The sequence below is a fragment of the Bifidobacterium sp. C0047B3 genome, from assembly GCF_056590535.1.
In genome coordinates this window covers 19,724-33,231 of sequence record NZ_JBWPWH010000005.1, presented here as the reverse complement: position 1 = coordinate 33,231, position 13,508 = coordinate 19,724, and the positions used below count along the sequence as shown (strand labels likewise).

Here is a 13,508-nt window from a genome sequence, read left to right as displayed (position 1 = left end):
ACGTCCTTGTTTATTTGCGCATACCTAGTTTATATAAACTTTATCCGCAGTTGCGTATCTACTTGACTTGTACACTACAATTTACATTCCAAACACTGCAAAACTTTGAGTACCAAGTGTTAAGCAATCACCATTAACTGATATTTCTCCGATTTTAAGTAATGGATTGTAAGCAGATTCTTGCGTAAGATTCGCTAATGCTTCTAATGAAACTGTTTCGCTATTTACGCCTGGGTTCATAACAACAATGCTTCGTTCTACAGCTGATTCTCCTGCGTCACCTTTTGCGCAACGTTCGTAAGCAAAGCCGCGGCCGTCAACCGGAGCATACAAAACTCTCCAAGACGCGTCAGCTTGCAAAGATTTGCGATTATGACGAAGCTCAATAAGCGAGCGCACCCATGAAAGGAAGGAATTTTCGCAATTAATTTGCGCAGAAACAGTTGGAATTTCACCACTTTCTACCGCTTGTTTGCGAGAGTTTGCGCAAGTTCTTCCATCTGCTCGAACTTCAACAGGCAAGTATAATTTAGATTTTGCAGCCGTTGAGAAGCCAAAATTCTTTGCATCATCCCATTGCATTGGCGTACGCGTGCCAGTACGGGCGTAACCGCCTTCTTTTGTTGGAATATCGCGATATTTCATGCCAATTTCGTCGCCGTAATATACGAATGGCACGCCTGGCATAGTGAGTATCATGCCGAAAGCAACGCGACGCTCACGATCGTCAAGACGCGGAGCAAGACGCGGCGTATCGTGATTGCAAGTGATGAAACTAAAGTAGCCTTGCGAGCAGGTTGACTCATATTGTGGGCAATAATCGTCTAAAAATGGGCAAATACTGCCGCCGCCGCGCGCATTAAAGTAGCTGTGATCATGCTCAGGATTGCTATCTAAAGCGTTATCAACATCACGAGCTAAACGTGCGTATCCATTAGGATTTCCATCCCAGCGCCAATTCAAATAGAAGTCCATGTCAAATCCGGCAGCAAGAGCCTGACGCGGCCTACCCCATTCAGAAACAAAAGCAGCCTGCGGATACTCTTCTTTTACAGCACCCAGCATTTCCTGCCATGCGCGAATCGTATTGTCTTTGCCAATAGTTCCTTCGCCATTGTTCTCATCGTTTTTTACAAGCGAATCAGCCATATCAACTCGGAATCCATCTGCACCGAGCGAAAGCCAAAAGCGCATAATATCAACCATTGCAGCGCGAGTTTCTGCCGCTTCTTTGGAATCAGGAGCGGATTGCCAAGCTCGATCCCTATGCGCAAAACCGTAGTTTAAAGCCGGTTGGCATTTGAAGAAGTTTAGAATATAAGTGGCATCACGCTCAGTTTCACCGCCAATAAACGGCATAGAATAGCCGCTAAACGCACTGTCTGTCCAAATGTATCGCTTGCTAAACTCGTTTTCTTCCGCTTTCGAGCTTTTCTTAAACCACTCGTGTTCTTCACTCGTGTGACCCGGCACTAAGTCAAGCAATATGCGGATTCCTCGATTATGAGCTTCATTAAAAAGTTGCTTTAAATCTTCGTTTGTTCCATAACGCGCAGCTACTTTTTTGTAGTCGCGCACGTCATAGCCCGCATCTTTAAAAGGCGAGTCATAGCAAGGATTAAGCCAGATTGCGTTGCAGCCAAGCGATTTTACATAGTCTAACTTTTCAATAATCCCCTGAATATCGCCTATTCCATCGCCATTGGAATCACAAAAACTTTGCGGATAGATTTCGTAAAAAACCGCGTCTTTAAGCCATTGTGCGTGATTATATAATCCCATTATTTCACCCTTCTCGCGTTGTGCTACTTAGTTTACACGCATCCACTTGAAAAATTTATAAAGCAAAATATGCAAACTAGCCCGCCACTCATTTGCAAACGACGTGATATCCGTGTATACTACACAGTGCTTACGAACGGATTTGTGAGACTTGTGACGCTGCTCTACGCAGCAATCGCGATGTTGCGCCACAACGGAATCCGTTACTACGCCACCAAATGATATGCCAGTTTTTGGCATGATATAGGAGGTCAAGGATGACGAATATTAAGAAGATGCTGGGTGCAGGTCTTGCAGTTGCTACTTTGTTTGGATTTGCAGCTTGCGGTTCAAGCACTAACAATAATTCTGATGGCAAGGCAGCTCCAGTAAAGCTTACTGTATGGTCTGCTTCTGAAGATCAGAAAGCCGGCGGCTGGATTGACACCATGGAGAAGGAATTCAAGAAGGATCACCCAGAAGTTAGCTTCAAGAATTCTGTAGTTGCTCCTCCAGATGCTGCAACAACTGTAAAGCAGGATCCTAAAGCAGCTGCTGATGTTTATCTCTTCCCTAACGATCAGATTGGTGAGTTAGTAAAAGCTGGTGCTATTGGCGAATTAGGCGATGACGCTGTGAAGCAGGTCAAGGAGCAGAATGAGGACGCTTTGGTTAAGTCCGTCACTGCTCAGGATGGCAAGATGTACGGCGTTCCTTATACCAGCAACACTTGGTTCATGTACTACAACAAGTCCAAGTTCTCTGCTGATGACGTTAAGTCCCTCGACAAGATGCTTGAGAAGGGCAAGGTTGCATTCGATATTGGCGGCGGCTGGTACCTCGCCGGTTTCTACCTCGATGGCAACCTGAAGTTCTTCGGTGATAATGGTCGCGATGCAAAGGCTGGTATTAAGCTCGGCGATAAGGCAGCTGCTGTTACCAAGTACATTGCAAAGTTCATTCAGAATAAGAACTTTGTCATGGATGGCAATGGTGCAGGCTTAGCTGGCATCAAGGATGGCACTGTCGATGCTTACTTCTCCGGTTCTTGGGATGAAGCAGACGTAAAGAAGGCTTTAGGCGATAATTACGCTGCCGCAGCTCTTCCTAAGTTCAAGACTGAAGCTGGCGAATTGCAAATGAAGTCCTTCGTTGGTTCTAAGGCCGTTGGCTATAACCCGAATTCCAAGGCTCCAGAAATGGCTGCTAAGTTTGCTGCCTTCCTTGGATCTAAGGAATCCCAGAAGAAAGCTTATGAGCTTCAGAGCGTAATTCCTTCCGACAAGACTCTTGCAGATACCGTTAAAGATGATGCAGGTGCTACTGCTCAGATGGAAACCATTGCTAAGACTTCTGTCGTGCAGCCAAATATTCCTGAAATGAGTGCATACTGGGATCCGTCTAAGAACTTCGGCTCCGCTCTTGCAAACAAGGAAATTAATGAAAGCAATGCTGCAGCAAAGACTGCAGACTTCCAGAAGAGCTTCGATGAAGCTCTTAAGAAGTAAGCTTCCTTACAGTATCGATTATCTGAAAAACGTAAGTAGTGCTACACAACTTACGTAAAAATAAAACGCCCCGCTCCCCACACTATTGTGAATAGGGGCGGGGCGTTTTATTTCTCCTCAAAACGCACTCATTGTTTATAGGAAAGGCATGTCATGATTGGCACAGCATCCATGAAACGATTAAAGCGTCGGAATACACCGAATTCTGAGCGCTTTGCACCGTCACCATACTCATTGCAGAAAGCAGCAAAAGGTGCTGACATTTACTCTTGGTTCTCTATTATCATTTTCGGCTTCGGTAATTTAGCACGCCGACAGTTCACTAAAGGCGTTATTTTCTTAGTAACTGAAATAGCTGTAATCTACTTCTTAGCTACTACTGGCGTCGAATATTTACCAAAGATCACGACTTTAGGCACTCTTAAAGCAACAAAGATTAAAATCAGAGGTTTTTGGCATTATACAGAGGGTGACAGCTCTGTGGAGATTCTTCTTTACTGCGTTATGTCTCTTGCTGCTATTTGCTTACTAATTTTCTTAGCTACTCTGTCTTTACGTAGTGCTTATAAAGCGCAAGATACTGTCGCAAAAGGTAAGAAGCCTGCTAATTTCTACGAAGATTTAAAGTCTTTACTTGATCAGAATGCTCATGTTGGTTTTATGACCATACCAACCATTGGAATTGTTCTCTTTACAATTTTGCCATTAATCTTCATGATCTCTATGGCATTCACAAATTACGATAGCAAGCATGTTCCACTGTTTAGCTGGGTAGGATTACAGAATTTCTTCGATATTGGCAATTCGAATAGCTTAATTAATGCTAAAGTTTTCATAGACGTGTTAGTTTGGACTTTAGTGTGGGCTTTCTTTGCAACATTCTTGAACTTCTTCTTCGGAATGTTCATGGCTATGATTATCAATAGACGCACCACCCGCTTCAAGGGCTTATGGCGCACTTGCTTCTCCCTAACTGTTGCAGTTCCACAGTTTGTTTCATTACTCGTTATGCATAGTATGCTTCAACGTGAAGGCGCTATTAATCGTTTACTCTTAGCTTCGGGATGGATTCATTCTCCATTACCATTCTTCCAAGATGCAACCTGGGCGCGAGTAACGGTGATTCTCATCAATCTTTGGGTTGGTATCCCGTATACTATCATGCAGATTACAGGCATTTTGCAAAACGTTCCTGCAGAACTTTACGAAGCAGCAGAGCTCGATGGTGCAAGTTGGTGGCAGCGTTTCATGAACGTCACAATGCCATATATCTTCTTCGTAATGACACCTTACTTAATTACAACTTTCACAGGCAACGTAAACAACTTCAACGTTATTTACCTCTTGTCAGGAGGCGATCCGTCATCACTCACATCTTCAGCAGGTAAGACTGATTTGCTTATTACATGGCTCTACAAGCTGACTGTAGACAAGAGCGACTACAGCATGGGCGCTGTGATTGGCATTATGACATTCATTGTTCTTGCTGTCGTAGCACTGATTACGTATCGCAACTCTGGATCTTACAAGAATGAGGAGGGATTCCGGTGAGTAATAAAGATAAAGTTACGAAATCTGCGCCTGAACAAAAAGATCAGTCAGTGCATAGCACGCGTAGCGTTCCAATGTGGCGCGATCAACGAGTTCGTCGTCGCGTCGGAGATTTTGCAGCGCACTTGTTCCTGATTCTCATGTCTATTGTTTGGCTCACGCCAATCGCTTGGATATTCTTAGAAAGTTTCAACAAGAACACTGCTCCATATCAGACTACGTTCTTCCCTACCGAGTACTCGTTTAATAACTATATTCAGTTGTTCACTCAGCGCGAAACATTTGATTTCCCACGCATGTTCTTAAACACTTTGATTGTGTCTATCTTCGTGTGCATTATCTCACTGTTCTTCGTACTCGTAGTGGCATTCTGCATGTCTCGTCTGCGCTTCCGCGGACGTAAGACATTCATGAATATTGCTTTGATTTTGGGTATGTTCCCATCCATCATGGCTGTTATCGCTATTTACTTCATTTTGAAAGCATTTGGCTTAACAAACGGTAGCGTAATACTCATCTCCTTAATTATCGTGTACTCTGCTGGTAGCGGTATGGGCTTCTACGTTATGAAGGGCTATATGGATACTATTCCAAAGTCTTTGGATGAAGCTGCATACTTGGACGGCTGCACAACTTGGCAGGTTTTCTATAAGATTATTCTTCCAATCTGCAAGCCTATGATTGTGTTCCAGGCTATTACTAGCTTCTTGGGACCATGGGTTGACTTCGTTTTGGTTAAGACTATTGCTCGAACTGCAGATAACTACACTGTTGCTGTGGGCTTGTGGCAAATGCTTCAGAAAGAGTATATTAATCACTGGTTCGCACGATTCTCCGCAGGTGCTGTGTGCGTCTCCATACCAATCTCAATCCTGTTTATCGTTATGCAACGCTTCTACGAAGAGTCCATGTCTGGCTCCGTTAAGGGCTGATAATTTACAGGATATAAATCTACTGAAGGCTGAGACGCTTTCGAGCGTTTCAGCCTTCTTTTTCATCTAAACAATGCGAATATACAACTTAAAATAAAAATAACTTAACACACTCGCCGTTTGACTTAATACGATAATGGCTATCACATAAACCCTACCGTGTTTAGCCAAATAGTGCCGCAAAACATAAAAACTTGATAACAGAATAATAAGTAAATAATAAAATTTAAAAAACTGTATAATTACTAATACGATTAGATAATTTAGAAAATTTAGACGATTCGCAAAATAGCGAAAGAAGAAGGATACCATATATGACGACTCCATCTTCGGCAACATGGCCTGTATACGAAGGACCTCTTGGATTTACTCTAAACGCCAAATCTACAACATTTACTGTGTGGGCACCAACTGCGCAGAATGTAACGCTAAGACTTTTTGAAACTGGAAATAACAGTGAGCCAACTCAAACACATGAGTTGAAACCACTACATGATGGAGCTTGGCGAATTAATTTCCGCAAGCGTTTAGACGGCATATACTACGATTATCTCGTTACTTTCCAAGATGGCACAGTAAATCGTACAAGCGACCCTTGGGGCGTAGCAAGCGGCGTAAATGGAGAGCGCAGCCTTGTAATAGACGATGAGCGAGTATCTCCTGCCAATTGGCATAAAGATAAGTCTCCTAAATTTGTGCGCCATGCAATGGTTGTGTGGGAAACACATGTTGCAGATTTCAGCAGCAATCCTAATGGCGGTTTTAAGCCAGAACATAGAGGACAGTATCTCGCTTTTACTGATGAACATACATCTTTGCAAAATCCAGATTCTTCTGAATGCAACTTCCCTACTGGCTTGGATTATTTAAAGCAGCTTGGCATCACTCACGTACAGCTCGAACCTATTTACGATTTTGCAACAGTTGATGAATCTGCAATTGACAATGCTAGAAAAAATGGTACTTCTGCAGAAGAGCTAGATTCTTTGTATAACTGGGGTTATGATCCTCACGCTTACAACGTTCCTGAAGGCGCTTATTCTAGCAATCCTTACGATGGCACTGCGCGAATTCGCGAATGCAAGGCAATGATTGCGGCATTACATGCTAATGGACAACGTGTAATTATGGATGTTGTTTATAATCACATGTACAAGTCCGCAGAAAATGCTTTCGAATGCATGGCTCCTGGGTATTTCTGCAGACGAGACTCTGACGGATCTTTTGCTAACGGTTCTGGCTGTGGAAATGAAATGGCTTCTGAACATCCTATGTTCCGCAGGTTTATTATTGAATCTTTGCTGCATTGGGCACGCTGCTATCACATTGATGGCTTCCGTTTTGATCTTATGGGCTTGACTGATACTGAAACCTTAAATCAGGCACGAGCTGCATTAGATGAGCTTCCTGGCGGTAAAGATATTGTTATGTATGGAGAACCGTGGGGTGCTTCGGATCCTGCTGTTGATGAAAAAGTTCCAATGGGAGATAAAGACGGCAGAGGCACTCTTAACGAGCGCATAGGCTGGTTTAGTGATGAGTCTCGCGATTCTCTCAAAGGCAACGTCATGAACCATTTCGACCGTGGGTATGTAAATGGCAATGAGTTCTGGTGCTCGGATGCGGCTCGTCAAACTCTTAATGCATGGCGTGATACTCCTTCTGCAGGCAAAGAAGTTGGACAGATTGTTCAATATACTTCTGCTCACGACGATTTGACTTTGTGGGATAAGCTCTGCATTTCTATGCACGAGAATGCCAGCGATTTTGAGTTTGACGCTCAAGATGCAAAACAAGTTGCGGATATTTTGAACGCTAATATGTTTGCAGCTGGAATTGTTTTGTGCTCTGCAGGCACGCCGTTTATGCTTAGCGGAGAAGAGTTTGGACGTACTAAGCACGGTTGCGATAATTCTTATAATCGCGGTATACTAATGAACCAGCTTGACTGGGCGCGCGCTGAACGTTTCAATCCGCTTGTTCAATGGTATCGTGCACTTATAAAGCTTCGCGCTGAATATAGCTCATTGTATGACGGCAAACGCAAGCAACTTGAAACGTCTAACCATACTGTTTTGGCTACGCGCATTGGCAATAATTTAATTGTTTGCGCAAATCCTATGTATCATGAAGATGCAATTATTCAACTACCTGCTATTCATAGTGCAAAGGCTCAAGAGTGGCATTGCATACTTAATTCAAGTGATTATTTTGCTAAGTGGACTGGAGAACAGCCTGATACCGAAGTAAATATTACAACAGAAAAAAGCGCTGCTACCCTACACTTGCCTACCAGAACTTTTGTTGTGCTTAGCAACAAGTAATTGCGTTTTAGTAAGTAAAAAGAAATAACAAACTATCAGACAATTGCAACTAAACGTGAGTAATAACAACACTTGCGTTTAGTTGCAATTACTTATAAAACTAGCAAATATGTCGCAACGCTAATTTGCAAACGATGTCAGGTATTTATATAATTGACAGGCAGGGTGTATTCCAATCCAGAGATGTATTGATTTACACGCTATCGCCATAGTTGCACATTTGGCACGCTTACGACGATGTTAGAAATGTGCCAAATCACAAAGTAGAAGGAGAACCATGACAACAACAGCTACTGGCAAAGCTGATGCTGATAAGCCTATGGAAGAAAGCGCGGAACGTCTTGCACGTCCACTTATTAAGCTTGCTAAGGCGTGCGGCGTTGCCACTTTTTATATTGATCAGCAAGGAAGCTACACAGAAATTACAGATGAAGCATTAGTTGGAGTACTTGATGCATTAGGCATGCCTGCCGATACTCAAGACAATATTGCAATTTCATACGAGAAGGTTCAGCGCAAACGCTCTAGCGAATTATTGCCACCAACTGTCGTTTCGTTTAATGGCGCAAAAACTTGCGTACCAATTCACGCAGGAGATGCCCAAAAAGAGCAAATTCATATTTCTCTTACACTCGAAGATGGAACAGATTATGAAGGCTCGTTAGGCGATATTCAATCTGAAGACAATGGAGATTTGTTCATTGAACTTCCGGATGATTTGCCAATGGGCTATCACACTTTGCATGCTAAAGTAATCAGCGCGAATGGCGAGACGGCTCAACACGCTGATGTCACATTGATTGCCGCACCTGCGCGTATTCCATTGCCTGAAAGCGTTAAGCAAAAGCACCGTTGGGGATTCATGACGCAAATGTATTCTGTGCGTTCAAAAGATTCTTGGGGAATTGGCGATTATGGCGATTTGCGTCGCCTACTTAAGGATGCTGGAGAAATCGGCAAGGCTGATTTTATGCTGATTAATCCAATTCATGCGTGCGCTCCAGTAACACCTCTTGAGCCTTCACCGTACTTGCCTGAGTCTCGTAGGTTCTTGAATGTTACTTATATTCGTCCGCAAGATATTCCGGAATATGCTGAATTAAGTGGAGAGGATCTCGCTAAAGTAGAGCAATTGCATGAGTCTATTGCACCTCAAAACAACAATCCAAATCCTATAGATATCAACGCTGCATGGGATGCCAAGCTTCCTGCGTTGCGTATTATTTTCAAGCAGCCTCGTTCTGCAGAACGCGAGCGCGAGTTTAGTGAGTTTAAGCATCGTTCTGGTGAAGATCTTGATGCTTTTGCAACTTGGTGTGTTGCGTTTGAGGTTTGGGGCGCTCCTTGGGGCGAGAATTTGTGGTTTGATACTACCGGTAAAGGCACTCCGCAAATTGAACGACTTAAGCGCGAACACGCTGACTTGTTTGAGTTCCATCGTTGGCTTCAGTGGATTGCTGATGAGCAAGTTGCTGCAGCTCACGCTGAAGCTAAAGCTGCTGGTATGGCAATTGGTCTTATGCAAGACATGGCAGTTGGCGTACACGGTTACGGTGCTGACGTTTGGTGGAGTCCGGAACGATTTGCTAATGGCGTAAGCGTTGGCGCTCCTCCTGATTTCTACAACCAGCAAGGTCAGGATTGGGGTCAACCTCCATTCGATCCAAATTACTTGGATGAAACTGGCTATATTGCTTACCGAGACATGGTTCATAACGTGTTCTTGCACGCAGGAGCCGCTCGTATTGATCACGTTCTTGGTCTCTTCCGCTTGTGGTGGATTCCACAAGGGCAGGGTGCTAGAAACGGCGCCTATGTGTACTACAACGTAGACGCAATGCTCGCAGTTCTCACTATTGAAGCAACTCGCGCAGGCGGTGTTGTTATTGGCGAAGATTTGGGCACTGTGCCGAAGTATGTTTCTAAGGTTCTTGCATCTCATGGCGTGCTTGGCACTGTTGTTGAGTGGTTCACTCACGACGACGAAGCTGAAGCCGCTACTAAGAAGGCTGGAAAGAAGCAAATTATTTTCGCTAATCCGTCTACATATCGAGAGTATGCTCTTGCTTCCGTTACTACGCACGATATGCCACCTACAGCTGGTTATCTTGCCTTTGAGCATGTAAAGCTTCGCGAGCAGCTTCACCTGCTTACAGACTCCGTAGAAACGTTCCAGGAGGCTGCTCAAGCTGAACGCGATGCAATGATGAAGATGCTTCTTGAGAACGGCTGGATTAGCAAAGACGCTGCTGAGGATGTTGAAGGTCACGTACAAGAGATTGTGGAAGCTATGCATGCAATTATGCTCACTTCCCCATCTTTGCTTTTGCAAGTGGCTTTGGTTGATGCTGTCGGCGAGAAGCGTTCACAGAATCAGCCTGGAACTAGCACAGAGTATCCAAACTGGCGTATTCCACTTGCTGACACTGATGGTCGTGTAGTTCACACCGATGAAGTATTTAAGTCGCCAAGAGTGCTATCTATGACGGCAGTTATGCACGGCGAAAATACACGGAAGCATATATAATTTAATAGTTGGTTTACTGATGAACTGACTCTATTCCCCCTCGTAAGGAATATGATTTGCATAGCTGCAGATCAAAATATTCCTTGCAATGATGTCCTATGTGAGGCGAGCATTGTCACAGATGCTCGCCTCATTAATTATTTGCAGAAATTACTTCTTAATATATTTTGCAAAAACACGCTCCAACAAAGGCGTGTGAAGCATAATAAGCGATCCCCAACCAATAAATACCAACAAAGGTAAACCCTGCGGCAAATATACGATTGATGCAAATATTAACACAATAAACACTACGTCTAACAGTGCCATTAAAAGAGTTTCTTTCCAATAGGAAATACCAAAAATAAGAGAATTAACCACTGTTTTATCGATTGAATTTTTAAAACGCGCTTGTAACGCAAACACCCATTCGGCAACAATAATCCACAATATGCTCAGAATAAATTTAATAATTAAAAGTGGAGTAGACCACACGCAAAGCCATAGCCAAATAATAGCAAAAAGAATCGGGCCCATTACAGCCCAAATAATAGTAGATTCCAAAAAGTTGCTAGCAAACGCGCGAAAATAAGCTGTAGTAATATGTCCTTCACCTTGCTCTGTACGTCTTGCAGCATCATGACCAGCACAAAGAGAAGCACCGATAGTAATTAAAGGAATGCTTGTTAAAATCATCAATATTGTAAGCCACACGGCATCAGCAAATGTTTCCATGCTTTGCGCAAACTTTGAATCTGGGCTTCCAAACGAGAAAATCATTCTATACTATCTCCTGGTTTTATGACGCAATTCCTATGCTTTACTATCTACAGATACTCTAATAACGAACTCTACCACCTAATTACAAACTAGCGTAACTTAAAAAATAATGGCGGTGTGCACAAACGTAATAGTATGCGCACACCGCCGCTTTTACTGCCACTTGAATTTTGGAGGAGAATTAATTTATCCCTTTACTGCACCAGACATAACACCTTTAATAATGTACTTCTGGCAAATGAGATAGAAGATTATGATTGGAACAATTGCCATAACCAAGCAACCCATCATTGCGCCCATCTCAACAGATCCATAGCCGCCCTTCAAATACTGAACAGCTATAGAAATGGTCTTATACTTGTTGAGATCGAGCGTCAAGAATGGAAGCAGGAAGTCATTCCAAATCCACATTGCTTGCAAGATTGAAACCGAAATAATAGCAGGTCGCATAATCGGCACAATAATCTGGAAGAATATACGTGGCACAGAAGCACCATCAATCATTGCAGACTCTTCGAGTTCTTGTGGGATACCCTTAATCACACCAGTGAAAATAAACACTGCAAGTCCTGCGCCAAAGCCTAAGTAAATAATCCACAATCCCCATGGAGTATTCAACTTTAAAGTGTTCGTAATGTAAGCAAGGGTGTACATAACCATCTGGAATGGCACAATCATGTTGAACAGGAACAACACATAGAGCAGTTTCGCAAACCAATTGTTAACTCTAACAATCCACCATGCACACATTGACGTGCACAGAAGAATGAGGATCACAGAACCAACAGTTACAACAATAGTCCAGAGGAAACTCATTGGAAAATCAGTACGATTTGAACCTAATACGTAGTTAGACATTCCAACAAACGATTTTGAACTAAAAGTAAAAGGATTGCTTGCAATATCAACCTTAGACTTGAAAGAATTCAGTACCACTAAAACTATAGGGAAAATCCATAACAAGCTTATAAGAGTGAACAGCACAGTCCATAACGCAGGATGCTTTGTTTTCTCGTTCATGCCGCTACCTCCTTCGACCTAGTGAGCATATTCTGAACCATAGCAATAACAGCCACAACAATGAAGAACATGACTGCCTGAGCCTGACCAACGCCTTCACATCTTGGAGTAGTGAAAGTTCTATAAATGTTAAGAGCTAACATCTCTGTTTTCCTTGAAGGACCACCGTTAGTTAATGCGAAGTTCTGATCGAAAAGCTTGAAGCCGTTGGTAACTGTTAAGAATGTGCAAACAGTAATAGAAGGCATCATCAATGGAATAGTAATCTTGAATAAAGTCTGCCTTGGGTTTGCACCATCGACAGCAGCAGCTTCCATAACATCTCCAGGAAGAGCTTGCATTCCTGCGATATAAATAATCATCATATAGCCAATTTGCTGCCAGCAAACAACAATCACAAGACCCCAGAAACCGAATACTTCAGAGAACGTAATCGAACGATTGAAGTACCCAAGTATGCCATTTAACAAAAGCTGCCAAATATAGCTTAAAACAATGCCGCCAATAAGATTTGGCATGAAGAACACGGCTCTGAATATCGTCGTGCCCTTGAACTTCTTAGTAAGCATGTACGCAATTGCAAAAGCAATAACATTAATAATTATTGTTGTAATAACTGCAAAAAGCGTTGTGAACAAAAATGAATAAACAAGATGCGGATCTTTTAAAGCTCTATAGTAGTTACGAAAACCCACAAACTTGCCATCAGTTACAGTAGTGAATTTCCTAAAGCTCAAATACACACCCATAACAAATGGCACCAAGAAGCCAACAATAAACGCAGCAAACGTTGGCAGTGCAAATAACCACCACCACTTACGTATTGCTTTTCCGCTCATACTAATCATGACTCGTCACTTTCTCCTCCTTGAGTGGCGACATCCACGTAGACATCGCTGTCCCGAACCAATAATTTCATTCTACTACATGAATTATCTATGTCAAACGTTGTCATTTTGACATGTCGCTTCAAACAAATATCAAAATTTAGTTTTAAAAAAATTGCTTATTATCGTTGGCATTCCAGTAAAATTTGTTAAAATAGAAGTGTTTGCAAACGTTTGTTTGTTTCGAACTATAAAAGTTCGTACTAAGCAACTAAACACAAAGCTGTGCTACACGTTTG

General features: G+C 42.7%; 9 protein-coding genes. 5 read left to right on the top strand and 4 right to left on the bottom strand.

Going from position 1 to position 13,508, the window contains the following annotated elements; all coding sequences use genetic code 11:
• Positions 1-81: 81 nt before the first annotated feature.
• The gene (locus AC1EKT_RS05650) at positions 82-1,782 is read right to left on the bottom strand and encodes an alpha-amylase family glycosyl hydrolase (protein WP_481616187.1); all 1,701 of its coding nucleotides are present in this window, start codon (positions 1,780-1,782) and stop codon (positions 82-84) included.
• 257 nt (positions 1,783-2,039) lie between these two features.
• Between AC1EKT_RS05650 and AC1EKT_RS05645 the strand changes: the two genes are divergently transcribed.
• The 5 genes from AC1EKT_RS05645 to malQ all read left to right on the top strand — a co-directional run bounded on the left by AC1EKT_RS05645 (position 2,040) and on the right by malQ (position 10,603).
• The gene (locus AC1EKT_RS05645) at positions 2,040-3,269 is read left to right on the top strand and encodes an extracellular solute-binding protein (RefSeq protein ID WP_391496061.1); all 1,230 of its coding nucleotides are present in this window, start codon (positions 2,040-2,042) and stop codon (positions 3,267-3,269) included.
• Positions 3,270-3,422: 153 nt separating this feature from the next.
• Positions 3,423-4,820 carry a carbohydrate ABC transporter permease gene (locus AC1EKT_RS05640; RefSeq protein ID WP_391496062.1) on the top strand — a complete coding sequence of 466 codons (1,398 nt, stop codon included), beginning with the start codon at positions 3,423-3,425 and terminating at the stop codon, positions 4,818-4,820.
• Between the two features lie 74 nt (positions 4,821-4,894).
• Positions 4,895-5,752, top strand: coding sequence for a sugar ABC transporter permease (locus tag AC1EKT_RS05635; protein ID WP_391496493.1), 858 nt, complete (start codon positions 4,895-4,897; stop codon positions 5,750-5,752).
• A gap of 314 nt (positions 5,753-6,066) precedes the next feature.
• Positions 6,067-8,076, top strand: coding sequence for a type I pullulanase (gene pulA / locus AC1EKT_RS05630; protein WP_481616186.1), 2,010 nt, complete (start codon positions 6,067-6,069; stop codon positions 8,074-8,076).
• A 277-nt stretch (positions 8,077-8,353) separates the two neighbouring features.
• On the top strand, positions 8,354-10,603 hold the full coding sequence (gene malQ, locus AC1EKT_RS05625; protein ID WP_481616185.1) for a 4-alpha-glucanotransferase: 2,250 nt from the start codon (positions 8,354-8,356) through the stop codon (positions 10,601-10,603).
• Between the two features lie 150 nt (positions 10,604-10,753).
• On the opposite strand, the gene AC1EKT_RS05620 is transcribed toward malQ, so the two are convergent.
• The 3 genes from AC1EKT_RS05620 to AC1EKT_RS05610 all read right to left on the bottom strand — a co-directional run bounded on the left by AC1EKT_RS05620 (position 10,754) and on the right by AC1EKT_RS05610 (position 13,230).
• Positions 10,754-11,362, bottom strand: a complete 609-nt coding sequence (locus AC1EKT_RS05620; RefSeq protein WP_481616184.1) for a DUF624 domain-containing protein — start codon at positions 11,360-11,362, stop codon at positions 10,754-10,756.
• Positions 11,363-11,548: 186 nt separating this feature from the next.
• On the bottom strand, positions 11,549-12,382 hold the full coding sequence (locus AC1EKT_RS05615; RefSeq protein ID WP_391496066.1) for a carbohydrate ABC transporter permease: 834 nt from the start codon (positions 12,380-12,382) through the stop codon (positions 11,549-11,551).
• Positions 12,379-13,230 (bottom strand): carbohydrate ABC transporter permease, encoded by an 852-nt coding sequence (locus AC1EKT_RS05610; protein ID WP_415683072.1) that lies wholly within the window; start codon positions 13,228-13,230, stop codon positions 12,379-12,381. Before AC1EKT_RS05610 ends, AC1EKT_RS05615 begins: the two co-directional genes overlap by 4 nt.
• Between the last annotated feature and the right edge of the window lie 278 nt (positions 13,231-13,508).